The sequence below is a fragment of the Sphingomonas hankookensis genome (assembly GCF_028551275.1).
GTDB lineage: Bacteria > Pseudomonadota > Alphaproteobacteria > Sphingomonadales > Sphingomonadaceae > Sphingomonas > Sphingomonas hankookensis_A.
Window position 1 is genome coordinate 3,418,609 of the sequence record NZ_CP117025.1, and the last position, 23,666, is coordinate 3,442,274.

Annotated in this window: 19 protein-coding genes and 1 tRNA gene; 8 read left to right on the forward strand and 12 right to left on the reverse strand. The window is 67.3% G+C overall.

Annotated elements, in window-relative coordinates:
• Window positions 1-38: 38 nt before the first annotated feature.
• Window positions 39-1,205: an SGNH/GDSL hydrolase family protein gene (locus PPZ50_RS16260; protein WP_272815516.1), complete on the reverse strand. Its 1,167-nt coding sequence runs from the start codon at window positions 1,203-1,205 to the stop codon at window positions 39-41.
• Between the two features lie 77 nt (window positions 1,206-1,282).
• Between PPZ50_RS16260 and PPZ50_RS16265 the strand changes: the two genes are divergently transcribed.
• Entirely contained in the window at window positions 1,283-2,302 is a 1,020-nt protein-coding gene (locus PPZ50_RS16265; RefSeq protein WP_272815517.1) for a cupin-like domain-containing protein, read from the forward strand.
• A gap of 52 nt (window positions 2,303-2,354) precedes the next feature.
• Here the strand turns inward: PPZ50_RS16265 and PPZ50_RS16270 are convergent, their stop codons facing one another.
• Genes PPZ50_RS16270 through PPZ50_RS16280 form a run of 3 tightly spaced genes read right to left on the reverse strand, consistent with a single transcriptional unit; the run spans window position 2,355 to window position 6,645 of the window.
• Window positions 2,355-3,845: a tryptophan halogenase family protein gene (locus tag PPZ50_RS16270; protein WP_272815518.1), complete on the reverse strand. Its 1,491-nt coding sequence runs from the start codon at window positions 3,843-3,845 to the stop codon at window positions 2,355-2,357.
• The gene (locus tag PPZ50_RS16275; RefSeq protein WP_272815519.1) at window positions 3,842-5,155 is read right to left on the reverse strand and encodes a tryptophan 7-halogenase; all 1,314 of its coding nucleotides are present in this window, start codon (window positions 5,153-5,155) and stop codon (window positions 3,842-3,844) included. Before PPZ50_RS16275 ends, PPZ50_RS16270 begins: the two co-directional genes overlap by 4 nt.
• Window positions 5,152-6,645: a tryptophan halogenase family protein gene (locus PPZ50_RS16280; RefSeq protein WP_272815520.1), complete on the reverse strand. Its 1,494-nt coding sequence runs from the start codon at window positions 6,643-6,645 to the stop codon at window positions 5,152-5,154. Before PPZ50_RS16280 ends, PPZ50_RS16275 begins: the two co-directional genes overlap by 4 nt.
• Window positions 6,646-6,859: 214 nt before the next feature.
• Here PPZ50_RS16280 and PPZ50_RS16285 point away from each other — a divergent pair, with 214 nt between their 5' ends.
• Entirely contained in the window at window positions 6,860-10,129 is a 3,270-nt protein-coding gene (locus tag PPZ50_RS16285; protein ID WP_272815521.1) for a TonB-dependent receptor, read from the forward strand.
• A 121-nt stretch (window positions 10,130-10,250) separates the two neighbouring features.
• On the opposite strand, the gene PPZ50_RS16290 is transcribed toward PPZ50_RS16285, so the two are convergent.
• A complete protein-coding gene (locus PPZ50_RS16290) occupies window positions 10,251-10,748 on the reverse strand; it encodes a hypothetical protein (RefSeq protein ID WP_018250504.1) in 498 nt (165 codons plus the stop codon).
• A gap of 322 nt (window positions 10,749-11,070) precedes the next feature.
• Window positions 11,071-12,228: an IS110 family transposase gene (locus PPZ50_RS16295; protein ID WP_174435570.1), complete on the reverse strand. Its 1,158-nt coding sequence runs from the start codon at window positions 12,226-12,228 to the stop codon at window positions 11,071-11,073.
• 221 nt (window positions 12,229-12,449) lie between these two features.
• Here PPZ50_RS16295 and PPZ50_RS16300 point away from each other — a divergent pair, with 221 nt between their 5' ends.
• Window positions 12,450-13,790 carry a glycoside hydrolase 5 family protein gene (locus PPZ50_RS16300; RefSeq protein ID WP_272815522.1) on the forward strand — a complete coding sequence of 447 codons (1,341 nt, stop codon included), beginning with the start codon at window positions 12,450-12,452 and terminating at the stop codon, window positions 13,788-13,790.
• 6 nt (window positions 13,791-13,796) lie between these two features.
• Here PPZ50_RS16300 and PPZ50_RS16305 read toward each other — a convergent pair whose 3' ends face one another.
• The 3 genes from PPZ50_RS16305 to cpdR all read right to left on the reverse strand — a co-directional run bounded on the left by PPZ50_RS16305 (window position 13,797) and on the right by cpdR (window position 16,030).
• Entirely contained in the window at window positions 13,797-15,386 is a 1,590-nt protein-coding gene (locus PPZ50_RS16305; protein ID WP_272815523.1) for an amidase, read from the reverse strand.
• Between the two features lie 116 nt (window positions 15,387-15,502).
• A tRNA-Val gene (locus PPZ50_RS16310) sits at window positions 15,503-15,577 on the reverse strand.
• Between the two features lie 75 nt (window positions 15,578-15,652).
• Window positions 15,653-16,030 carry a cell cycle two-component system response regulator CpdR gene (cpdR, locus tag PPZ50_RS16315; protein WP_055761907.1) on the reverse strand — a complete coding sequence of 126 codons (378 nt, stop codon included), beginning with the start codon at window positions 16,028-16,030 and terminating at the stop codon, window positions 15,653-15,655.
• A 100-nt stretch (window positions 16,031-16,130) separates the two neighbouring features.
• Here cpdR and PPZ50_RS16320 point away from each other — a divergent pair, with 100 nt between their 5' ends.
• A complete protein-coding gene (locus tag PPZ50_RS16320; protein WP_272815524.1) occupies window positions 16,131-16,997 on the forward strand; it encodes an N-formylglutamate amidohydrolase in 867 nt (288 codons plus the stop codon).
• 186 nt (window positions 16,998-17,183) lie between these two features.
• On the opposite strand, the gene PPZ50_RS16325 is transcribed toward PPZ50_RS16320, so the two are convergent.
• From PPZ50_RS16325 to PPZ50_RS16335, 3 genes are all read right to left on the reverse strand, one after another.
• Entirely contained in the window at window positions 17,184-17,714 is a 531-nt protein-coding gene (locus PPZ50_RS16325; protein WP_272815525.1) for a cytochrome b, read from the reverse strand.
• The gene (locus tag PPZ50_RS16330; RefSeq protein WP_272815526.1) at window positions 17,714-18,499 is read right to left on the reverse strand and encodes a SapC family protein; all 786 of its coding nucleotides are present in this window, start codon (window positions 18,497-18,499) and stop codon (window positions 17,714-17,716) included. The genes PPZ50_RS16325 and PPZ50_RS16330 overlap by 1 nt, the downstream gene beginning before the upstream one ends.
• An 84-nt stretch (window positions 18,500-18,583) precedes the next feature.
• Complete coding sequence (locus PPZ50_RS16335) at window positions 18,584-20,026, reverse strand: FAD-binding oxidoreductase (RefSeq protein WP_272815527.1); 1,443 nt, start codon at window positions 20,024-20,026, stop codon at window positions 18,584-18,586.
• Window positions 20,027-20,102: 76 nt separating this feature from the next.
• Between PPZ50_RS16335 and PPZ50_RS16340 the strand changes: the two genes are divergently transcribed.
• From PPZ50_RS16340 to PPZ50_RS16355, 4 genes are all read left to right on the forward strand, one after another.
• The gene (locus PPZ50_RS16340; protein WP_066688578.1) at window positions 20,103-20,579 is read left to right on the forward strand and encodes a hypothetical protein; all 477 of its coding nucleotides are present in this window, start codon (window positions 20,103-20,105) and stop codon (window positions 20,577-20,579) included.
• 95 nt (window positions 20,580-20,674) lie between these two features.
• Entirely contained in the window at window positions 20,675-22,075 is a 1,401-nt protein-coding gene (locus PPZ50_RS16345; protein ID WP_272815528.1) for a DEAD/DEAH box helicase, read from the forward strand.
• A gap of 5 nt (window positions 22,076-22,080) precedes the next feature.
• Window positions 22,081-22,287, forward strand: a complete 207-nt coding sequence (locus PPZ50_RS16350) for a DUF1289 domain-containing protein (RefSeq protein ID WP_272815529.1) — start codon at window positions 22,081-22,083, stop codon at window positions 22,285-22,287.
• A 66-nt stretch (window positions 22,288-22,353) separates the two neighbouring features.
• Window positions 22,354-23,568: an SDR family oxidoreductase gene (locus tag PPZ50_RS16355; RefSeq protein ID WP_272815530.1), complete on the forward strand. Its 1,215-nt coding sequence runs from the start codon at window positions 22,354-22,356 to the stop codon at window positions 23,566-23,568.
• Window positions 23,569-23,666 lie beyond the last annotated feature (98 nt).

Genomic DNA, 23,666 nt, shown 5'->3' on the forward strand with positions numbered 1-23,666 from the left:
CTGGAGACTCCAGCCTTCGCTGGGGTGACGCCCAGTATTTACCGCGCCCACACGCCCTTGCGGCCGTCGATCGCCTTGCCGATGGCGTCGGCGATCTTCGTGTCGTCGGCGACGTTCGGGTGGAAGTGGCAACCACCGAAGCTCAGCCCCGTCACCGGCACCACCGCGAGGCGGGTTTCGCCGGCCGCGCGCAGCTTGTCGCCGACCTTGCCGACTTCGCGTGCGATCTCGCCCCCGGCCAGATCGGTCGCCCACAGCACGAAGAACGCCTGCGGGCTGCGGCGGCGCAGGTCCTGCACGAAGCGGACATAGCGGTTTTCGTAATCGGCATGGAGCGCGTCGCGGCTCTTCCAGCGCTCCTCCGGTTTCAGCGGGGTGGAAAAGTCGTTGGTGCCGAGCGCAATGACGATCACCTGCGGCTGCCAGTCGGCATCGTCGGCGGGCGTCTTTCCGTCGAACAGCGCGTATGGATAAGCCTCGGGCACGGTCGGCGCGGCGAACCCGCCATAGTTGCGCACGATCCCGCGCCCGGAAATGGCGTTGACCTGGTAGGCCGCACCGTAGCGGCGCGACAATTGCCCGGCGATGCCTTGCGACGTATCGGTCGTCTCCCACACCTGCCCCTCGGTACAGTCGCGGGTGGGTGAGGCGTTGCCATAGCCGACGGTGTGCGAATCGCCGATGAATTCGATCGCGCGCGCCCGGACGGCCGGGGCGGCGAGCGGGGTCGATCCGGCGGGCGCGAACAGGCCGCCGAACGCAGTGGCGCCGGCCTGCGATTCGCTGACCACATCGACGCGGACGCGGTGGCGCCCCGGCCCGTTCGCCTTCACCCGGTAGCGGCCGGGCGCGGGCCGGACCAGCGCGACGGGGGCGGCGTCGTCGATGCGGACGCGCAGCGATACCTCGCCCGGCCCCACCGCGACATCGACCGCCGGCCCCTGAAAGCTGCCTTCGAAATAGGTGCCGGGCCATTGCCGGCGATAGCGCGCCAGATTGCCCTCCCCTGCGACCACCCGGCCACCGATGCGTAACGGTAGCGCGCGGCCGGCGGGGGCATCGGCGGGCAGCGGGCGCAGCGCGAGATCGGCGGGGGTCTGCGCCGGCGCAGCGGCAGCACCCAGCACCAGCATCAGCGGCAGGCCCGCGCGGAACAGGAACAGGGGCATCGACGTCTCCTCCAGCCGGCGCGCAGGCTGCGCCACAAAAACGGTGTCTTTTGCCGCGCATAGCTGGCACGCACCGCCCGTCCAGCGGAAAAGACGGGTGACGGAAGAAGAAGATGAGCGACTGGATCGACAAGGCCGACCGCGTGACCGAAGCGGCGATTCCGACGGATGCCGCCGGGTTCGATGCATTGCTCGATGCGGCGCGCCCGGTGGTGCTGCGCGGCCTGGTCGCCGACTGGCGGCGGTGGTGGCGGGGGGGCGCAGGGGCGGCGGCGATGGCGGCCTATCTGCGGCGCTTCGACGGGGGCAAGCCGCTGGGGCTGTTCGCCGGTCCGCCTGCCATCGACGGGCGTTTCTTCTACCGCGACGACATGCGCGGGTTCAATTTCGAACGCGGCAACATTCCGCTGCCGGTGCTGCTCGACGCGCTGCAACAGGCGGCGAGCGAAACCACTCCGCCCGCCTTCTATGCCGGGGCAAGCGCGGCGAAGGATCATTTCCCCGGCTGGACCCGCGACAATGTCCTCCCGTTGCCGACCGGCGACGCCACCGCGCGGCTGTGGATCGGCAATGGCAGCCGGGTGTCGGCGCATTTCGACATGGCAAGCAATGTCGCGGTGGTGGTCGCCGGGCGGCGGCGCGTCGTGCTGTTCCCGCCCGAACAGATCGCCAATCTGTATATCGGCCCGCTCGACGTCACCATGGCGGGCCAGCCGGCGACGATGGTCGATATCGAGCGGCCCGACCCGGCGCGCTTTCCGCGCTTTGCCGAGGCGCAGGGTCAGGCGATCGTCGCCGATCTGGGACCGGGGGATGCGATCCTGATCCCGACCTTGTGGTGGCATGAGATTCGCGCGACCGGCGCGCTGAACGTGCTGGTCAATTACTGGTGGACGCGCGGCACCCCCGATGCGCCGTTCCTCGCGCTGGTCCATGCGATCCTCGCGGTACGCGACCGGCCGGCAGCGGAGCGTGCGGCGCTCAGGACATGGTTCGACCATTATGTCTTCGGCGACGACGCGCCGGCGGTGGCGGATCACCTGCCGGTCGAGGCGCGCGGGGTGCTGGGGGCGCCGGGGCCGGAGCGCGATGCGCGGATACGGGGGTATCTGCGGCAGATGCTGGGGGGTTGAGGGGCCCCGCTCGTCATTGCTGCACAGGCGGGAATGACGAAGAAGCGGGTCATCACCCCAACCGCGTCAGCACCGCGCCATGCGACGGCAGGGCGGCGACCGCCGCCGCCGTGGCGCTGCGCATCTGGCGAAGGGCACCGGCCAGCCGCTCCTCGTCCAGCGCATCGGCGACCGGGTCGTGGCCGACCGGATCGACCCCCTGCCCCAGCAGCACCGCGACCCAGCTGGGCATCGCGAACAGCTCGTCCTCATAGCGGAACACGCGGCCCTTGTGCCGGAACAGGTCGAGCTTTCGCGTCAGGCTGTCGGGCACGTCCATCGTGCGAACATGGTCCCAAAAGGGGGAATCGTCGCGTGCCGTCGCGTGGTAATGCAGGATGATGAAGTCGCGGATCGAACGGTAATTGTCCGCCATCTGCCGGTTATATTCGTTGCGCTCGACAGTTGAGAAGCTGCGGTCGGGGAACAGCGCGAACAGCTTGGATATGCCCTGCTGGATCAAATGGATGCTGGTCGATTCGAGCGGTTCTAGGAACCCGCCCGACAGGCCGATGGCGACGACATTGCCCTCCCACATCCGATGGCGCTGTCCGGCGGTGAACGACAGGCGGCGGGGTGCCGCGGTCGGGGCGGAATCGAGGCGGGAGAGCAGCAGTCGTTCTGCTGCGTCGTCGCTTAGGAAGCGGCTGCAATAGACCACGCCGTTGCCGGTGCGATGCTGCAGCGGGATGCGCCATTGCCACCCGGCGACATGCGCGGTGGCGCGGGTATAGGGCAGCAATGGCTCGGTCCGTTCGGTCGGCACCGCGATGGCGCGGTCGCAGGGTAGCCAGTGCGACCAGTCCTCGAATCCCACGCCCAGCGTGTCGCCGAGCAACAGCGAGCGAAAGCCCGAGCAGTCGATGAACAGGTCGCCCGCGATCCGGCGGCCATCGTCCAGCACCACCGCCGCGACATCGCCGTTGTCGGCGCGCTCGACTGAGACGATGCGCCCTTCGACCCGTGCGACGCCGTCGGCCTCGGCCCGACGGCGCAGGAACGCGGCATAGAGCGTGGCGTCGATATGATAGGCATAGGCCATGCCCGACAGCGGCGAGCGCGGATCGCCGACCGGCGGGCCGAAGGCGGCGGCGCGGGCGGCGACGGTGCTCGGTGAATAATCGGCGATCGGGCCGATGCCGGCTTGGCCGCGGAGCTTGAGCCACAGCTGGTGGAAATTGATCCCCTCGATATCGCGGCCGAAGCTGCCGAAGGGGTGGAAATAGCCACTGTCGGGGCGGTGCCAGCCGGCGAACTCGATGCCGAGCTTGAAGCTGCCCTTCGTCTCGCGCAGGAACTCCGCCTCGTCGATGCCGAGCAGCTTGTTGAAATTGAGGATCGACGGGATCGTCGCCTCGCCCACTCCGACCGTGCCGATCGCGTCGGATTCGACCAGCGTGATGCGGCGCTGCCCGTCGTCGAGGAAGCGGCCGGCGGCGGCGGCGGTCATCCAGCCGGCGGTGCCGCCGCCGACGATGACGACATGGGCGATGGGGTCGGTCATGCGATGTCTTTCAGTGCGGCAAGGCGCGCGGCGAGGGTTTCGAGCAGGCGGGCGGCGTCGGCCGGTGCGACCGACAGCGTGATCGGATCGGGCCGCTCGGGCCGGATCCCCTGCCCCAGCAGCACCGCGGTCCACGCGTCGCGCTGGACCAGTTCCTCGTCCGCCGCCACCACCTGCCCCCGCCGCGCGAACTGGGCGAGCAGGCGGTCGAGCGATGCAGGGCGGCTGTTGTCGCGCAGGCGGTGCCAAAAGGATCCCCGGGTACGTCCGCCGCCATGATAGTGCAGCCCGAGAAAGTCGCGCATCCGACCAGCCTGCAGCCCCGCGCGGCGGTTATATTCGGCCTGCAACAACGGCTCGGGATCGCGTGCGGGGAGCAGTTCGAGCAGCAGCGCGAGCTGGCCGAGCGCGAGGGTGAAGCCAGCGCGGCCGAGCGGGCCGGGCTGCACCGCCGCATCGCCCAGCGCGACGATCCGGCCGGCGAAGGGGGCGGTCAGGCGGCCGGGCGCGATGGCGATGCCTTCGCCGCCGGTTTCGACACGGACGCCGGGCCAGATCGCGTGCCAGCCCTTGGCGGTCGCGCGGTAGCGGTCGGTCGTGCCGGGGTCGTCGTCGCTCGGGGCGAAGGAGACGTGGTCGGCAGGCAAAGCGTCACGCCAATCCTCGAACGCGCGGTCGCTGCACAGCAGGCGCGCGGGGCCGCTGGCGTCGATCAGCAGGTCGGCGGCGACGCGCGTGCCGTCCTGCAGCCGGATGGCGTCGTCTGCCTCTACACCGGCAAGGGGTGCCGCAAAGCGCACCCCGGCCTGTCCGCCGATCGACGCCAGCGCCTGTGCCATGCGGGCAGGATCGAGATGCAGCGCCGGCTCGACGCGCGGGTCGGCGATTCCTGCCGCCGCCACGACGCAGGCGGGGTTGAGCGCGTGGAACGGCGGCACCCGCTCGCGCGCGTCGCGCGCGCGCAGCCACAGCGCGGACAGGCGCCCCTCGGCCAGCGTCGCGGCGGCATCGTCGCCGACCATCCAGTCCGCACCGTCGCGGCTCCAGTCGGCAAAAACGCTGGCATAGCGCGGCCGGGCGACACCGCGCGCCAGCAGCAGGTCGGGCGGCATGCCGATCCGCGCCAGCACGTCATGGACCGACGGCAGCGCCAGCGGGAAGCGGTCGGCCAGCGCATCGGCCGGGACCGGGGCCGGCACCAACGTCACCTCCGCCGCCGGCAATGCCTGTTTCACCGCCACCGCGCTCACCAGCGCGACCGGCCCGCCGCCGACCACCGCGACCGATCGCAAGCCCGCGCGCACGTTCATGCCAGTCGCTCCAGCGCCGCGTCATGGGTCGGCATCGCCGCCACCCGATCGGCGATCGCCCGGGCCAGCGACCCCAAAGCCCGGTCCAGCCCGGCAGCATCAGGCAAATCGGCGCGCGGGTCCCAGCCGTCCGGGACCACCCCCTGCCCCAGATAGACCGCGACCCAACTCGGTTCGAGGAACAGGCCGTGGCTGTACTTCGACACCTGCGCGCTCCCCCGCCACAGCGCCAGCTTATCCGCCAGCGTTTCGGGGATCGCCATGGTGCGGACGTGGTTCCAGAAGGGCGAATCGGCGCGGGTCGTCGCGTGATAATGCAGGATCAGGAAGTCGCGGATGCGGTCATATTCGGCATCGATCGCCGCGTTGAACCCGTCGCGATCGACATCGGTCACCCGGCGATCGGGAAAATGCTCGATCAGCGACGTGATTGCCGCCTGCACCAAATAGATGCTGGTCGATTCGAGCGGTTCGAGAAAGCCCGACGCCAGCCCGACCGCAACGACATTCCCTACCCAGCTCCGCCGCCGCCGCCCGGCACGAAACCGCAGGAACCGCGGCTCGGCCAGCGCTGGCCCGTCCAGTCCGGCGAGCAGCGCGGCGGCGGCTTCGTCCTCGGACACATGGCCGCTGGCATAGACATAGCCATTGCCAACCCGGTGCCGGAGCGGAATGCGCCAGCGCCACCCCGCCGGCATCGCCGTGGCGCGCGTGTAAGGTTCGATCACCTCGTCCGGGCTGGCACACGGCACCGCCACCGCCCGGTCGCACGGCAGCCAGTGCGACCAGTCCTCCCAGGGTTCCCCCAGCGCATCGCCCAGCAACAGCGAGCGGAACCCCGAGCAGTCAACGAACAGGTCGCCCTTGACCCGGCGGCCATCGTCCAGCGTCACGGCGCGCACGGTGTCGCCGTCACGCTCGACCGCGACGATCCGTCCCTCGACCCGCGTCGCGCCGCGTGCCTCCGACCAGTCGCGCATAAACGGTGCGAAGCGGGTCGCGTCGAATTGATAGGCATAGCCGAACGAGGTCGTCGGATCGTTCGGATCGCTGCCCGGCCGTTCGAACCGGCGCTGTTCGGCCGCCGTTACCCCGGCGGAAAAGACACCGATCGGCGGCATCGCCCCCGCCTGCGCCCGGCGCAGCCAGTAATGATGGAACGCAACGCCCCCCAGCGGCCGGCCATAGGTGCCGAAGGGATGGATATAGCGGTCGCCGATTGCGCCGAAGTCGCGAAACTCGATGCCGAGCTTATAGGTCGCCTCGGTCGCCGCCATGAACGCCGCCTCGTCGATGCCGAGTCGTTCGAGATAAAGGCGCAGATGCGGTAGCGTCGCCTCGCCCACGCCGACGATGCCGATCGCTTCCGATTCGATCAGCGTGACGGTGCAGGCCGCCGGCAGCAAGCCGACCAGCCCCGCTGCCGTCATCCATCCCGCCGTACCGCCGCCCACGACGACGACCCGGACCGGATTGCACCTATCCTCCATCCCTTCGACCATCCGCTCCCGTCGCCCATCTGTCACCGTGAGGACACACTGACAACGTTATCGGCAATTGGGAAATTGATTTATACTATTTCTGTTGTGTTGCTGAAATCGCGGTCCTACCGGGACGATAACCCGCGATTGCGAGGTTGTTGACCGCGTCCATAAGGGACAAAGGGGAGGAAGCGTGATGGTGGTTCGCCATAAGCAAGTTGCTATGGACGGTTTGAAGGCGCGCAAGCGGCTGGGTGCGACGGCATCGATGCTGGCGCTGACGGTGGCGGTGCAGCTGGCTGCGACCGGCGCCATGGCCCAGACGACGGTTGCGCCGGCATCGCGCGACGACACGTCGAAGCCGCAGACCGAAGTTCCGCCGCAGACCGACGGCATTCCCGCCGGCAGCAACGCGGGCAATCGCCCCGTATCAGGCAGCACCTCGATCGAAAACCAGGGCACCGTCGACCAGTCGAACGTGACGGCATCCGACGTCCAGACCCCGGGCGCCGCTACGACGGACGGAGATGACATCGTTGTCACCGGCCTGCGTCAGTCGCTGGCGAACGCACAGTCGATCAAGCGCAATGCTGACACCGTTGTCGACGCGATCACCGCCGAAGATATCGGCGCCCTTCCCGACCGTTCGGTCAACGAAGCGCTGCAGCGCGTCGCCGGCGTCGCGATCACCCGCTTCGCCGCCGCGACCGATACCGCGCACTTCTCGGTCGAAGGATCGGGCGTCACCATCCGCGGCCTCTCCTATGTCCGCGGCGAATTCAACGGCCGCGACAGCTTCGGCGTCGGCGGCGGTCGCGAAATCGGCTTCAACGACGTGCCGACCGAACTGGTCGGCTCGGTCGAGGTGTACAAGAACCTGACCGCCGACATGATCGAAGGCGGCATTTCGGGTTCGGTGAACATCAACACCCGCAAGCCGTTCGATACCAAGGATACGCTGATCTATCTGTCGGGCAGCGTGAACTATGGCGACTATAACGGTCGCAGCGAACCGGCCGTGGTCGGCCTGTTCTCGAAGCAGTGGAACCTGAACAACGGCGGCCGTTTCGGCATCATGGCCAGCGGCAGCTACAACCGCCAGCGCAGCCGGTCGGACTCCGTGTTCTATTCGGCGTTCCTGCCTCGCTACAACGACGACAAGAACGGCAATGGCGTGCAGGATGCGGGCGAAGGCCGCGTGCTGAACGCCGGCACCCCGTATCAGTCGACGCTGTTCGACCGCTATCCGGTGCCGTCGGGCCGCAACCTCGTCTATGTGCCGCTGGGTGCCGGCATGCGCATGCAGGAATTCGACCGCAAGCGTGTCGGTTATTCGGCGGCGGCGCAGTATGAGAACGCGTCGCGCAACCTGTTGGTCACCGCGCAGTTCCTGCGCGCCGAATCGTCGCAGACCTGGCTCGACCGGACCGTCGAACCCAATGTCTATTACGCCGACGCCAACGCCATCTTCCCGGCGGCCGGCACCACGCCGACCTATGATGATGACGGCATCTTCACCAACGGGACGCTGATCCGCGAGGGCGGCGGCCAGTACACCACGCTCGGCAACCGCTACTTCTCGACCAACGGTCATACCCAGGACCAGTCGCTGAACGTGAAGTGGGATCCGACCGATCGCCTGCACCTGAATTTCGACGGGCAGTATGTCTATTCGAAGGCGCGCGATTCGGACGACGTCGTCGAACTCGCGAACTTCAACGGCGTGCGGATCGATGGTCGCGGCGACGTGCCGCAGATCAACCTGATCCCGGCGAACGGCCAATCGGTGCGCGATTACTTCGCCAGCCAGACCAACACCTATATCCGCGACGCGATGAACAATCGCACCCATGCGGATGGCGACGAATGGGCGTTCCGCGCCGATGCGCAGTACGACGTGTCGGACGATTCGTTCCTGCGCAAGGTGCGCGTGGGTGGCCGCTATGCGACCCGCGACCAGACGGTGAAGGCCAACGACTACAACAACTGGGGCGCGGTGTCGGACACCTGGACCTCGGCGCTGGCGACCGTCGACAAGTATCGCGACAGCATGTCGCCGGTGAACTTCGCCGACTTCTATCGTGGGCAGGCGGTCCAGCCGCCGACGGCATGGGGCATCCGCGACAACATCCTGACCGACCATGACGCGCTGACCGCGCTGCTGCGCACGGCGACCCGTCAGGGCGGCGGCGGCTACACCCCGCTGGAGGATCGCGGCGCGAACCTCGTGGACGGCTATTTCCGGCCGAACGAAGTCTATCGCATCACCGAAAAGACCTATTCGGGCTATGCGCGTCTCGACTTCGGCGTCGACGAGATCGGTGGCGGCGAAGCCAACCTGTCGGGTAACATCGGCGTGCGCTTCGTCCATACCGAGGACCAGTCCTTCGGTGCGACGGCGTTCCCGAACATCGCCAACACGCTGGGCGGGTTCCCGACCGTGGCGGCATTCTGCGCCAGCCCGAACACCACCGGCACCGTCCGCCCGATCTGTACGCTGACCGCGGCGCAGCAGCAGGCGATCGTCGCCTTCTCGAACAACGGCTCGCTCAACGACGTCGCTGCGCAGAAGTTCGACAAGTGGCTGCCGAGCCTGAACATCAAGTTCCAGCCGAACTCGCAGCTGCTGTTCCGTATCGCGGCGTCGAAGGCGATTTCGCGTCCGGGCTTCACCGACCTGCGCAACTTCGTTGGCCTCGCACCCTCGGCGTCAAACACGACCGGCGTCTATGGCTTCTCGGCCAATGCCCGGAACCCGTTCCTGCGTCCGATCGATGCGAAGCAGGTCGACCTGACCGCCGAATGGTATTTCGCCAAGGTCGGCTCGCTGACCGCGGCCGTATTCTACAAGGAACTGTCGAACATCATCCTCGACAATTTCGGGTATAGCCGCAGCTTCACCAACAACGGTCAGACCTTCGCCGCCGCGATCAACGGTCCGGTCAACGTTCCCGGCACCGCCAACATCAAGGGCGCCGAAATCTCGTACCAGCAAACCTACGACTTCCTGCCGGGCGCGCTGCGCGGGCTGGGGACGCAGGCGACGTTCACCTACATCTCGCCGGGTCAGTTGCCTAACGCACGGCCGGACAACCGTCCGGAAGACGGCAACCGTCCGCCGCTCGACGTCGCCGGCCTCTATGACGGCCTGCCGCTCGCGCAGCTGTCGAAGTACAACTTCAACGTCTCGGCCTTCTACGATCTGGCCGGTGTCTATGCCCGTATCGCGTATAGCTGGCGCTCGAAGTATCTGCTGACCAACCGCGACTGCTGCTTCCCGTTCCTGCCGGTCTATTCGGACGCGACGGGCCAGGCGGACGCATCGCTGTTCTACACGGTCAACCCACAGTTCAAGATCGGCATCCAGGTCCAGAACCTGCTCGACGCGACGACCAAGACGTCGTTCGTGCTGAACAGCGACGGCCTCGAGGCGCCCCGCTCCTACTTCAAGAGCGACCGCCAGTTCCAGCTGAGCGTCCGCCTGACCCTCTGATTTCCTTCCCGGAAAACACCTGACCCAGGGGTCGCGACCAACCGGTCGCGGCCCCTCACATGGGAGTTCTCAGGTCAAGAGGCTGTGCGGTAGAGCGTGCAGCCTCTTTCCTTCCGCACAATCATATCTGTTCTACCTTGCCGGTTCGGCTGCCAGCCGCAGCAATGAACCAAAACAGCGCGCCTGCAATAGCGCCTAATAGGGCAATTTGGCCGACGTAGTAGAAGTTCATCAGCCATCCGTAAGCAGTCAAAGATCCGTCGATGACGGTTGATCGTCCATCAATGCTCGCATTATCCGGTCGACTTATTAACGCGAGCACGAGCCAGGGAAGAGCGGCGACCACTGCACCAGTCGCAGCGCAGTTGATGATTGTCGCATTGACGTGTCGGCGTAACATGAAGAACGCCGGGAGCCCGATGATAAAGGCTGGAGGGTAAGCGCCAAACACGGCAAATGCCACAGCGCTCCGCCAGATCCGTTCGAGCGGATCGGTGATGCCCTCATATGCTGGCATAGCAATAGCCATCAACAAGGCGGCTGCGCCCGGGACCACTACAAAGGCGAGGATCACCCGCCAAATTGAAGGATAGGTGCGCTTGGCTCGTGCGGCGTACATGACGCCAGCTTATCGCTTTGTCGTCGCCATTCCAGATCAATCGTCAGGAATGGTCAGAGCGTCAGGCCATGGTCGTCCTCCTCAATTTTTGGATCACTGGCCTGAGCCTGTTGCAACAAGCGTCCCGGTGACCGGTCCGCTCTAACCTCACATCCGGTCGCCGCTCGTGCGCGGCTGCACCACAATCCCGCTTGCGTCGGGTCTGGCTCAGGAGACGGGACCAACCTTTTTTTCGGCATCTGAAGCCAACAGGGACCTCCGGTCCGTCCACCTGGATCCGGCAGGGACGATGCCCTGCGGGAACTCGTATCGGGTTACGTGCTCATGCGGCCTTCAGCAGCGCGCCTGCGGGCACCACGCCGGCCGAGACGAACTGCCACAGCGCGATCAGCAGCTTGCGTGCGACTGCCACGATCATGACCCGCCGCGCGCGACCACCGTTCGCGCCCACCCGCTCCGCGTACCACTTCGTCAGCTCCGAGTCCGGCTGATGACGCAGCCACAGCCAGGCGACCTGGATCATGGTCGTTCGCAACCGCTTGTTGCCCGCCTTGGACACGCCCTGCTCCCGGTCCATGCTGCCGCTTTGCCACGGTGATGGGGCCAGCCCGGCATAGGCGGCGACCTGTCGTCGATTGCTGAAGCTGCGGAAGAACGCTTCTGCGTGCAGCACGCCGGCGAACTCAGGACCGATGCCGCGCAACTGGATGAGCCGGGGACCAGTGTCCGCCTCACCGGCGGCATCCGACCGCGGCTCGAGCAGCGCGTCGCGCTCGGCTTCGACCTGCTTGATCTGGCCGACGACCATCTCCAGCCGGTCCAGCTCGCGCTCGATCTCGCGGCGAACATGCCGGGGCAGCGGTCGTCCATCGCCGGTCACCAGTTCGTCCAGCCGCGCCCGCCGGTCGGCGCGCAGTGGCTCGTAGTCGCCGACCCCTTGCGCGAACAGCAGGCCCTTGATGCGGTTGACGTGCCGCACCCGCTCCACGACCAAAGCCCGCCGCTCGCGCGAGATGCGTCGCCGGTCCTCGTCCTCGACGCTCGGCACCGCCACCATCGCACACACCCGCGGCTCCCCGCGCTTGTAGGCCAGCAGCGTGCGGACCAGCGCCTCGCCGTCGAGCTTGTCCGTCTTGGCGCGCCGGCTGCGTCGTGAAGCGGCAATCGAGGCGGCGTCGACGACGTAGCTCTCGATACCCTCGCGCACCAGGCAGCGGTGTATCCAGAAGCCGTCGAGGCCCGCCTCCTGGATGACGACCAACGGGTACTGCTCGCCTGTCCGCTCCCGCGCCTTCGCCTGTAACTGCGCGAACCGCTCCAGGAGTGCCGGCACGTCGCTGCCCTTCACCTGATGCCGCGAGATCCGCTCGCCGCGACCCGGCGACAGCGACGTCACCAGCCAGGTGGAGCGGCTCAGCTCCAGCGACACGAAGATTGCGTTCAGCTGCGTGCTGACGGCGGCATGGCATGAGACGGACACGGGCACGGGCAACCTCCTTCACGACAAAGCGGGAAGGTCAGTCTGCCTCAACCGGCGCCAGCCCGCGCCCATGGGATCTTTTTTCATGCGCGACCCGGATGCGCCGAATAGCAAAAACAAATATCAATATTGTCGTTGACAGCGGTGACGCGCGCCGACCACTCTGCCCGCCAGATCGAACGACGCGCCGGCACGGGATCGGCACGCTGGAAGGGGACCTGATGACGACATTCGCCCGCCGCACATTCCTTGGCACGTCCGCGCTGCTGGCCGGCTGCACCATGGCGCCGCCGGTCGCGACAACGCCTGCCTCGACGAACCGGGCGTTCGTCCGGCGGGACGGTATGCGGTTGATGGTCGGCGACGAACCCTATCGTTTTGTCGGCGCGAACATCTGGTATGCCGCCTATCTGGGGGCCGATGCGCCTTATGGTGACCGCGCGCGGCTGGGACGGGAGCTGGATGCGCTGGCGGCGATGGGCGTCACCAATTTGCGCGTGCTGGCATCGGCCGAGGAAGGGCCGCTCAGGAATTCGATCAAGCCGGGCTTTCGCGGTCCCGGCAAGGATTACAACCAGACGTTGCTCGCGGGCCTCGACTATGCGCTCGCCGAAATGGCGAAGCGCGGCATGCGCGCGGTGCTGTATCTGACCAATTTCTGGGAATGGTCGGGCGGCATGATGACGTACCTCTCCTACGTCAATGGCGGCCAGTATCTGAACATGAACGATCCGGCGCATCCATGGCCGGAATTCGCCAATTACAACGCGCAATTCTATGGCAATGCCCGCGCGATGGAGCTGTATCGCGACTGGATCCGCACCGTCGTCGGCCGGACGAACAGCGTGACCGGCATGCGCTATGCCGACGATCCCGCGATCATGGCGTGGCAGCTGTCGAACGAACCGCGCCCCTCGGGCGACCTGGCGCATGCCAATCTGCCGCAATTCTACGCCTGGGTCCGCTCCAGCGCGCAGCTGATCAAGTCGATCGATCGCAATCACCTGGTCTCGACCGGCAGCGAGGGGCTGAAGGGCGGGCTGGAACGCGCCGACATCGTGCTGGCCGAACATGCCATCCCCGAAATCGACTATCTGACGGTACATATATGGCCCAACAACTGGGACTGGGTGAAGCAGACCGACCTCCCCAACACCGCCGCCCGGGGTGAAATGTTGACGGACAAATATATTGCCGATCACGTTACACTCGCCCGCCAACTCGACAAGCCGATGGTGATCGAGGAGTTCGGCTATCCCCGCGACGGCGGCAGCAACGATCCCGCCGCGCCTACGACCTGGAAAGACCGCTTCTACGGCCGCATCTATGCCGCGGCGCTCAAGAGCATGACCGAGGGCGGGCCGATCGTCGGCACCAATTTCTGGGCGTGGAATGGCGAGGCGCGGGCGCAGCACCCAGACTATCGCTTTGCCGAGGGCGACCGGCAATATATGGGCGACCCGCCCCACGAACCGCAGGGCTGGTACGGGATCTTCACCGGCGACACGACGATCCGGCTGGTCGCGGATCACGCGGCGGCGATCGCGCGGCTACCGCGGTAGGACGGGTCAGCGCCGGGTGCCCTCCAGCCCCGGCGCGACCACCGCCTGTGCAAGATAGCGCGGCGCGACCCGCGCCTTGGCGCGCTGCTCATAGGCGTAGCCTGCCGACAGGATCGCCGCGTCGGTGCCGGCGGTGCCGATGAACGACAGCCCTACCGGCAGCCCCTGCATCAGCCCCATCGGCACGGTCAGGTGCGGATAGCCGGCGACCGCTGGCAGCTCGGACGCGGACGGACCGCCATATTGGTCGCCATAGACCGGATCGCTGAGCCACGCGGCGGCATAGGTCGGTTCGACCAGCAGGTCGGCGCGCGCGGTCTTGAGCATCGCATCGATCCCTTCGCGCCCCGCCAGCCGGAGCGACGTCGCGCGGGCGGTGCGATAGGCAGGATCGGCCAGCCCCTTGGTCTTCGCCGCCTCCTCGAACAGTTCCTGCCCGAAGAATGGCATTTCGGCCGTGGCATGGGCGCGGTTGAAGGCGATGACCTGTTCAAGGGTCCGGGCCGTCACCGTCGCGGGCGTGGTGGCGAGATAGGTGTCGAGATCGGCCTTCAACTCGGTCTTGAGCACCAGCAACTCCGCCTCGCCCAGTCCGTCGAGCTTCGGCGGGGTGACATCGACCAGCGTCGCCCCGGCGGCGCGCAGGACCTTCAGCGCCGCATCGAAGCGTTCGGCGAGCGCCGCCGCCATTCCGGTCGGCCGGATCACACCCACCCGCTTGCCGTTAAACGTCCCCGCCGACAACCCGGCGGCATAATCGCGCGCGACCGTCCGCGCCGTCGCCGGGTCGGTCGGATCGGGCCCGATCATCGCCGACAGCAGCAGCGCGACGTCGCGGACCGACCGGCCCATCGGCCCCGGCGTGTCCTGGCTATGACTGATAGGCACGATTCGGCTGCGGCTGACCAGGCCCAGCGTCGGTTTGAACCCGACCAGCCCGTTGATCGACGACGGACACACTACTGAACCATCGGTTTCGGTCCCGACCGCGACCGCAGCCAAACTGGCGGCAACGGCCGCGCCTGATCCGGAGGACGATCCGCACGCCGTCCGGTCGAGCGCATAGGGATTGCGTACCAGCCCGCCGACCGCGCTCCACCCGCTCATCGACCGGGTCGAGCGGATATTGGCCCATTCCGACAGGTTCGTCTTGCCAAGGATCACCGCCCCCGCCCGCCGCAGATAGGCGACGACCGGCGCATCGCGACGGGTGACATTGTCTTTCAGCACTAGGCTGCCGGCGGTCGTCGCCATCGGATCGGCGGTTTCGATATTGTCCTTGATGAGGACCGGCACACCGTGCAGCGGCCCGCGTACCCGCCCGGCGCGACGTTCGTCGTCCAGCGCCTTGGCCTGTGCCAGCGCATCGGGATTAATCGCGATCACGCTGCGCAGCGTCGGCCCCTGCCGGTCCATCGCCGCAATCCGCGCGAGATAGGCCTGGGTGATGGCGACGCTGCTGGTCGCCCCCGACTGCATCCGCTGTTGCAACTGATCGACCGAGACTTCCTCGACCGGCTCGGTCTGTGCAGCGACGGGCGCAGCAACCATCGCCAGCGCCGCCACCCCGAAAACTCCGTGCCAGCGCATATCCATCCCCCGTTCGATCCGACCGGGCCAAGCTATCGCAGCGCACGCCCGGCGCAATGGTCGAAACGGACGCCAGACAGCAAAAACCCCGCCAATCCAACGGACTGACGGGGTTTCCGAAATGGTGGGCGCGGCAAGGATTGAACTTGCGACCCCTGCGATGTCAACACAGTGCTCTACCACTGAGCTACGCGCCCGGCGCTCTCTCTGTTTCCGGAGAGAGCGAAACCGGAGTGGCGCTGTTAGCGGCGCCGATTCCCGCTGACAAGCCCTTAATTGCTCGTTGGGATTCTTTCTCCCTCGAACAGCCGATCGACCTCCGCCACCAGCTCGCGCAGGTGGAACGGCTTGGACAGGATGCGTGCGTGCGGCACCTGTCGCCCGGCCTTGAGTGTCACCGCCGCAAAGCCGGTGATGAACATGACGCGCAGGTCCGGCACCATTTCCCCGGCGCGCTGCGCCAGTTCGATGCCGTCCATCTCGGGCATGACGATGTCGGTCAGCAGCAGGTCGAACGATTCGGTCTGCAACAACGGGATCGCCGCCGTGCCCCGGTCCACCGCGCTGACGAAATAGCCGGCACGTTCCAGCGCGCGCGTCAGATATTCGCGCATCACCTGATCGTCCTCGGCCAGCAAGATTCTGAACATCCGACTCCCTTCGATGCCAGCCCCTTAACTAGGCGAAGGTGGTTAAGATTTTCCAGCCGGACGCTCGACAATCGCGACGGAGCGTGATCCTTTGCGACCGATGGAAGCATCCCCCACCCGCCCCACATTCGACCGGTACGGACCGGACGAACCGGTATCGCCGGTGGTGGTGTCGGTGCCCCATGCCGGGCGGGAATATCCAGCGGCAATGCAGGCGCTGCTGACCGTGCCGGTCGCGCGACTGACTGCGTTGGAGGACCGGCATGTCGATGCCGTGGCGATGCAGGCGGTTGAACGGGAGGTGCTGTTCGTCGCCCGGCGCGCGCGTGGCTGGATCGACCTTAACCGCTCTCCGCTGCGCGACCGCGATCCGCAGGTCGATGCCGGTGCCGATCCGCGCGGCTTTGCGGCGCAGGCATCGGACAAGGTGCGCAGCGGCATCGGGCTCATCCCCCGCCGGGCGGGCGGGGCCGACAATATGTGGCGGCGCAAGCTGAGCGATGCGGAGGTTACGGCGCGGATCGCCCAGGACCACGCCCCTTATCATGCCGCGCTCGACGGCGCGCTGGCCTCCGCCCGGGCCCGGTTCGGCGTCGCACTGCTGCTCGATCTCCATTCGATGCCACCGCTGCCCGGCGTCGTGCCGGCGCAGGTGGTGCTGGGCAATCGCCACGGGCACAGCTGCGCTTCGCTGTTCACCGACACGGCAGCAGCGATCGTGCACGAAACCGGGCTGCGGGTGGCGATCAACCACCCCTATGCCGGCGGCCATATCCTATCCAGCCATGCCCGCCCGCGTGCCGGTATCCATGCACTCCAACTGGAAATCGACCGCAGCCTGTATCTCGACGAGGAGTTCGACCAGCCCGGCGACGGTGTCGCGACCACGGCGGCATGGGTCCGCGCCATGATCGATGCGCTGGCCGAGGCGGCGCTGTCCACCACCCACCGCATCGCGGCAGAGTAGCACAGAAAAAAGCCACCCCGTGCGGTTGCACGGAGTGGCCAAGGTTCAGGGAGGAGGCGCGTGAAACGCGCCGCACGGCCCAACGAAAGGGGGGAACATCGGACCGTGTATCTGCAACTTAGGAAGGCGGTCGCAGGGGTTCAAGACCCATTTTGCGATTGACCGTGACTTTATCGCCACGGCACGTCAGCGCACCGCGCGTGGCCCCGGCAGCATCCGCGACAGCACGCCGTCGCGCAGCAGGAAATGATGCCGCAGCGCGGCGGCGACGTGCAGCGCGACCAGTCCGAGCATCGCGAATCCGAGCAGCTCGTGCGCTTCATGCCCCAGATGGGCGAACGACGGCGGGATCGGCAGATAGGGGATCGGGAACAGCGCGAACCAGTCGAGCGGATAACGCTTCTCGCCCGACACCATCGCCCAGCCGCTCAGCGGCAGGACGATCAGCAGAAGATAGAGAAGCAGGTGCGTCGCATGGGCGGCCATCCGCTCCCATCCCGGCGTTCCGGACGGCAGCGGCGGTGGCCGATGGCCCAGACGCCAGCCGATCCGGCCGAGCGTCAGGACCAGCACGGTGATGCCGATCGCCTTGTGCGCCGGCATCGATCCGCCGATCAGGCCGATCCAGAGGTTGACCAGCACCAGCGCCGCGATCGTCCAGTGGAACAGGATCGCGATGCCGGAATAGCGGCCTCCCTGGATCGGCCGGACCGTCATCAGAAGGTCGGGACCGCGACCGGCTGCGGCTGCACCTTGCCCTGCTGCATCTGGCGCGCGAAAATGTCGCGCATCAGCGACAGCGAGAACAGATGGGCGAAGATCAGCGGCAACATGCCCGACTGCTGCATCTTGCGCAGCTGATCGCCGCGCAGTTCGTTCAGCTTTTCCTCGGACACCATCTGGAAGCCGCGGTACACGAAGGGCTGGTCGTTGCCTTCCTGCTGGATAGCAACTTCGCCGTCCATCAGCAGGCCCAGTTCCTTGATCTCCTTCATGAACATGCCGGTGCGCTGCCCGGCCTGTTCGAACTGTTCGTTGAAGGCGAGGATCTGCTTGGTCACTTCGCTCGGCTGGTCGCCATCGAACAGCGGTTCGCCATCCTCGAACGGGCCGATGACGTCCGACGTCGGGTCGAAGCACAGCGACAGGTCCTCCGAGTCGGGACGCAGCCGGGCGAGCAGATACGGATAACGGCGGATATAGGCCGGGATATAGGTGTCGAGGTCGCGCAGGCGGCCGTTATCGTCGAGGAAGGTGTTGACGCCTTCGTTCAGGCCCATCAGCGCCAGCGGCACGGGATCGTCACCAACCGAGAACACGATCGGCATCCGGCGCTGTACCAGCGGGAATTCCTCGACGGTCACCGGGATGGCGTGCTGCCCGACCAGGAACGGCGCGGTCTCGCTCGCGCGGACCTTCCAATTGGCATGCGTCTGGCTCGAAAGCGGTTCGAGCTGGTTGTAGAACAGCGGAAGCGATTGATTCTGCGGCGCGCTGGCCATTTCAGGGTCTCCAGATACTCTATAGTCGCCCCGGCGATACCATGCCGGGCGGCCGCCCCCCCGGGCGAGCCTCGACCCCCACGTCTATGGATTGGCGCTGCGGGGTGCAAGCGATACGAGCTTGCCGGGATTGAACAGGTTCTGCGGGTCCAGCCCGCTCTTGATGCCCCGCAAAGCCGCCAGCCGCGCGGGCGGGACGAGCCGTTCCAGTTCGCCGAGCTTCATCTGGCCGATGCCGTGTTCGGCCGAGATCGATCCGCCCGCCGCCGTCACCGCATCATGGACGAAGCGGGTGATGATCGGCGCGTCCTCTGCATACCAGCGCGCCGGGTCCGCCCCGCCCGGCGCACGGACATGGAAATGGACATTGCCGTCGCCGAGATGGCCGAAGGCGGTGGCGTGGGTGCCGGGAAAACGCGCCTCGGCCGCTCGCCCGGCCTCGACCATGAAGCGCGGCATGGTGTCGACCGGTACCGAGATGTCGTGCTGGACCGCCGGGCCGGTCGATTTCTCTGCTGCGGAAAGCGAGTCGCGCAACCGCCAAAAGGCTTCGGCCTGCGCCTCGCTGCTGGCCAGCACCGCGTCGGCGACCAGCCCCGCCTCGACCCCGCTCGCCAGCAACTCCTCCAGCAACGGTCCCGGTGGCGATTCGCCGGGGGCGGCCACCGCCTCGATCAGCAGCTGCCACGGATGGTCGCCGGACAGCGGTGGGCGGGCGCCCGGCAGATGCGCGACCGCCAGCGCCAGCGTGTCGGCCGGAATGATCTCGAAACTCTCGATCCGGTCGGTCGCCGCCTGCATCCGCCGCAACAGGTCCAGCCCCGCCTGCGGATCGGCGATGCCGACCCACGCCACCGCCCGCTCGGCGATCGCGGGGGCGAGCCGCAGCGTCGCGGCGGTGACGATGCCCAGCGTCCCCTCCGCCCCGACCAGCAGTTGCGTCAGGTCATAGCCGCGATTGTCCTTGGGCAACACCGCCAGCCCGTCATGGACCGTCCCGTCGGGCAACACCGCCTCGATCCCCAGCACCAGCCGGCGCATATTGCCCCAGCGCAGCACCTGCGTCCCGCCGGCATTGGTCGACACCAGCCCGCCGATGGTGGCGCTACCCCGCGCGCCCAGCGTCAGCGGGAAACGCTGCCCCGCCGCCGCCGCCGCCTCATGCAGATGTTGCAGGATGACGCCGGCCTCGGCCACGGCCTGCCCTTCGCCCAGCTGCCGGAGGCGATTTAGGCGACGCAGCGACAGCAACACCGCCGATCCATCGGCCGGCGGGGTCGCGCCACCGACCATCGACGTATTGCCCCCCTGCGGCACCAGCGCGACACCGTGCCGCCCGGCCATCGCGACCACGCTCGCGACCTCGGCAGTATTCGCTGGCTCGAACAGCGCCGCGCTGATCCCGTGATAACGCCCGCGCCAGTCGGTCAGCCACGGCGCGATCCGATCGGCATCGGTGGTCACGATCCGGTCGCCGAACGCAGCCCGCGCATCGGCGACCATGGCGGCTATGGCGTCGGTCGTCATCCGAAGGGGTTAGCATTTCGATCCCCCTTGCCGCCAGTTCATCTGCGGTTAAATTCCGGCATAGGATGATATCCGCGTGACCGCACTGCCGCTTTCCGCAGCGACCATGATGTTGCTCCTGCTCGCCCTGCCCGGCGCGGCACAGCGTCGTCCTGCCGAGGCGCCGCCGACGACGACCGTCCGGACCGAGGTGCGGGTACAGCGCGTGATCCTGCGCGTGCCGCGTGCGCCCTTCGCCCCCGTGTCCTACAGCGCGCCCCGCGCGCTTCCGCCGATCCAATGGGTCGAGAAGCGCACCGACCGCTGCGTACCGCTGCAAAATCTGGCGGCGGTGACGATCAGCCGCACCGACAGCGTCGACCTGCTGCTCAGCAGCGGCGGTCGCCTGCGCGCCCGGTTGGCCGACGATTGCCCGTCGCTCGATTTCGTGTCGGGCCTGTATATCAAGCCGAGCGGCGACGGGCGGATGTGCGCGTCGCGCGACGTCATCCGGTCGCGTTCGGGTGGCCAGTGCCGCATCGCCGCGTTCCGGGCGCTGGTCCCGGCGCGCTGACCCACGGAAAACTTGACTTTTCCGGTGTTTTTCGCAAGGGCCGGTCGGATTTATCGGAGCGCGGTCGTGTTGCGTTCCCCAGCCATGGAATCGCAATGACCTTTGCCGATCTCGGCCTGTCCGACGAACTGCTGCGTTCCGTCAACGATTCGGGCTATACCGAACCGACCCCGATCCAGGCGGCGGCGATCCCGTCGGTCCTGATGATGCGCGATCTGGTCGCCATTGCCCAGACCGGCACCGGCAAGACCGCGTCGTTCGTGCTGCCGATGATCGACATCCTGGCGCAGGGGCGCAGCCGGGCGCGGATGCCGCGTTCGCTGATCCTCGAACCGACGCGCGAACTGGCCGCGCAGGTCGCCGAGAATTTCGAGAAGTATGGCGCCAACCACAAGCTCTCCATGGCGCTGCTGATCGGCGGCGTGTCGATGGGCGACCAGCTGGCCGCGCTGGAAAAGGGTGTCGACGTGCTGATCGCGACGCCGGGCCGGCTGATGGACCTGTTTACGCGCGGCAAGATCCTGCTGACCGGCTGTTCGATGCTGGTCATCGACGAAGCCGACCGGATGCTCGACATGGGGTTCATCCCCGATATCGAGGAAATCTGCACCAAGCTTCCCAAGCAGCGCCAGACGCTGCTGTTTTCGGCCACCATGCCGCCGCCGATCAAGAAGCTGGCCGACAAGTTCCTCGACAATCCCAAGACGATCGAGGTCGCCCGACCCGCCACGACGAACACCAACATCACCCAGCATGTCGTGCCGGTCGCGCCCGCGAAGAAGCGCGACGTGCTGCGCAAGCTGCTGGCGCAGGAAGACGTTCGCACGGCGATCATCTTCTGCAACCGCAAGACGACGGTGCGCGAGCTGAACAAGAGCCTGCAGCGCGCCCGGTTCCGCTCGGCCGAAATCCATGGCGACATGGACCAGTCGGCGCGCATCGCCGAACTGGAACGCTTCAAGCAGGGCGACGTGTCGATCCTCGTGGCGTCGGACGTCGCCGCGCGCGGTCTGGACGTGAAGGGCGTCAGCCACGTCTTCAACTTCGACGCGCCGTGGCACCCGGACGATTATGTCCACCGCATCGGCCGCACCGGCCGCGGCGGCGCGACCGGGGTCGCCTATACGCTGGTGACGCCGGACGATGCCGAGAATATCGCCAATATCGAAAAGCTGACCGGTCAGAAGATTCCGGTCCTCGACATGGGCAGCGCGCCCACCGAAGACGCGCCCGAGCCGGAGGTGGTCGAGGAAGCACCGCGCCGTGGCCGTCGTCGCCCCGCCGCCGAGGCCGAAGCAGCGCCTGCCCGCGCGCGCCACCCGGAGCGCGACGAACGGCTGGCCCGCGAGGAGCGCCGCCCCCATCGCGAGCGCGAAGAGCGCTACGACCAGCGCCGCGACGAGCGCCCCGCCCGCTATGTCCAGCAGGACGCGGTCGAGGACGGCGCATGGAACGGCCCCTTCCCCGCCTTCCTGAACGTCCGCATCCCCGGCTGATCGCCGTGGACGACGATCCGTTCGAAACGGTCGCGGTACAGGCGATCGAAAGCCCGTGCGTGCTGGTCTGTTCGATCGATACCGCCACTGGCTGGTGCCTCGGCTGCGGGCGCACCCGTGACGAGATCGCGCGCTGGACCGCGATCGATTCCGACGCGCGCCGCGCGGTGATGGCGGTGCTGCCGCAGCGGATGGCCGTTCTGGAGCAATAGCTTAGGCGGACCCTAGGCGCAGCCCGTGCGTTCAGCGCGCGATCTGTAAGCCCTGGGAGTATCGTCATGGCCGTCACGCTCAAGCCGCTATCCGAACAGACCATCGTCATTACCGGCGCCTCGTCCGGCATCGGTCTCGCCACCGCCCGCCGCGCCGCGCGCGAGGGCGCCCGCGTCCTGCTGGTCGCCCGCAACGAGGACGCGCTGCGCGAGGCGGTCGAGGGGATTCGCCTGCGTGGCGGCAAAGCCGACCACCTCGCCATCGACGTTACCGCCGCCGATGCGCCCGAACGGATCGGGGCGAAGGCGCGCGAAGCGTTCGGCGGGTTCGACACCTGGGTCAACGATGCCGCCGTCGCGCTCTATGCCCGGCTGGAGGAAACCGGCATCGACGAACAGCGCCGGGTGTTCGATGTCGGCTATTTCGCGATGGTCGCCGCGTCGCTCTATGCCGCGCGCGAACTGACCGCGCGCGGGGGTGGTGCGATCGTCAATATCGGATCGATCCTGTCGGACCGTTCGGTTCCGGTGCAGGGCGCATACAGCGCGATGAAGCATGCGGTGCAGGGCTTTACCGAAGCCTTCCGCATGGAGGTGGAAGCCGATGGCAAGCCGGTATCGGTGACCTTGGTCAAGCCGGCCGCGATCGACACCCCCTATCCCGAACATGCCCGCAACCGCATGGATCAGCCCGCGCGCGTACCGCCCGTCGTCTACGATCCCGAACTGGTGGCCAAGGCGATCTGCTTTGCCGCCGCGCATCAGAAGCGCGACCTGACGGTCGGCGGGACCGGCTTGGCGATGACCAAGATGAGCAACCTGCTGCCGCGCAGCGCCGACCGGTTCATGGAGAAATTTTTCAAGGAAGAGGCGCAGACCACCGACACCCCCGCCACGCCGGGTGCCAAGGACAATCTGTACGAGCCGCGCGCCGATGGCCGCGCCCGGTCGAATCAGGACCATTATGTCCGCAAGCAGAGCCTGGCGCTCGAAGCGCAGATGCGGCCGTGGACGACCGCAGCGCTGCTCGGCGGGATCGGCGTAGCGGCGGGTATGCTGCTGTCGCTGCGCGGATCGACGCCGCGTCGGCGGAATGACGAACCGAAGCTGCTCCCCCCGCCCCGCGCGCATCAGGCGGACGGTACCGACGCCAGCGCGTCCTATGCCGCCGGGATTGCCGATGAAGGGACGGTTCCCGGCAGCGAGCCGGTATTCTCGGAACGCCCGGCAGGTGCTCCGGTCGCCCCGAACGCGGCGGAGATAAAGGTGGCGCAGCCGTAAGGGCGCACCCGCTCTCTGATCGTCACCCCGGGCCTGAGCCGGGGTCCCGCTTCTTGTGCTGCCGTTGGAAGGAAGCGGGACCCCGGATCAAGTCCGGG

Coding starts and splice junctions, on each gene's coding strand:
- PPZ50_RS16265 (WP_272815517.1), top strand. CDS start 1,283: ATGAGCGACTGGATCGACAAGGCCGACCGCGTGACCGAAGCGGCGATT.
- PPZ50_RS16270 (WP_272815518.1), bottom strand. CDS start 3,845: ATGACCGACCCCATCGCCCATGTCGTCATCGTCGGCGGCGGCACCGCC.
- PPZ50_RS16275 (WP_272815519.1), bottom strand. CDS start 5,155: ATGAACGTGCGCGCGGGCTTGCGATCGGTCGCGGTGGTCGGCGGCGGG.
- PPZ50_RS16280 (WP_272815520.1), bottom strand. CDS start 6,645: ATGGAGGATAGGTGCAATCCGGTCCGGGTCGTCGTCGTGGGCGGCGGT.
- PPZ50_RS16285 (WP_272815521.1), top strand. CDS start 6,860: ATGGACGGTTTGAAGGCGCGCAAGCGGCTGGGTGCGACGGCATCGATG.
- PPZ50_RS16290 (WP_018250504.1), bottom strand. CDS start 10,748: ATGTACGCCGCACGAGCCAAGCGCACCTATCCTTCAATTTGGCGGGTG.
- PPZ50_RS16300 (WP_272815522.1), top strand. CDS start 12,450: ATGACGACATTCGCCCGCCGCACATTCCTTGGCACGTCCGCGCTGCTG.
- PPZ50_RS16305 (WP_272815523.1), bottom strand. CDS start 15,386: ATGGATATGCGCTGGCACGGAGTTTTCGGGGTGGCGGCGCTGGCGATG.
- cpdR (WP_055761907.1), bottom strand. CDS start 16,030: ATGTTCAGAATCTTGCTGGCCGAGGACGATCAGGTGATGCGCGAATAT.
- PPZ50_RS16320 (WP_272815524.1), top strand. CDS start 16,131: ATGGAAGCATCCCCCACCCGCCCCACATTCGACCGGTACGGACCGGAC.
- PPZ50_RS16325 (WP_272815525.1), bottom strand. CDS start 17,714: ATGACGGTCCGGCCGATCCAGGGAGGCCGCTATTCCGGCATCGCGATC.
- PPZ50_RS16330 (WP_272815526.1), bottom strand. CDS start 18,499: ATGGCCAGCGCGCCGCAGAATCAATCGCTTCCGCTGTTCTACAACCAG.
- PPZ50_RS16335 (WP_272815527.1), bottom strand. CDS start 20,026: ATGACGACCGACGCCATAGCCGCCATGGTCGCCGATGCGCGGGCTGCG.
- PPZ50_RS16345 (WP_272815528.1), top strand. CDS start 20,675: ATGACCTTTGCCGATCTCGGCCTGTCCGACGAACTGCTGCGTTCCGTC.
- PPZ50_RS16355 (WP_272815530.1), top strand. CDS start 22,354: ATGGCCGTCACGCTCAAGCCGCTATCCGAACAGACCATCGTCATTACC.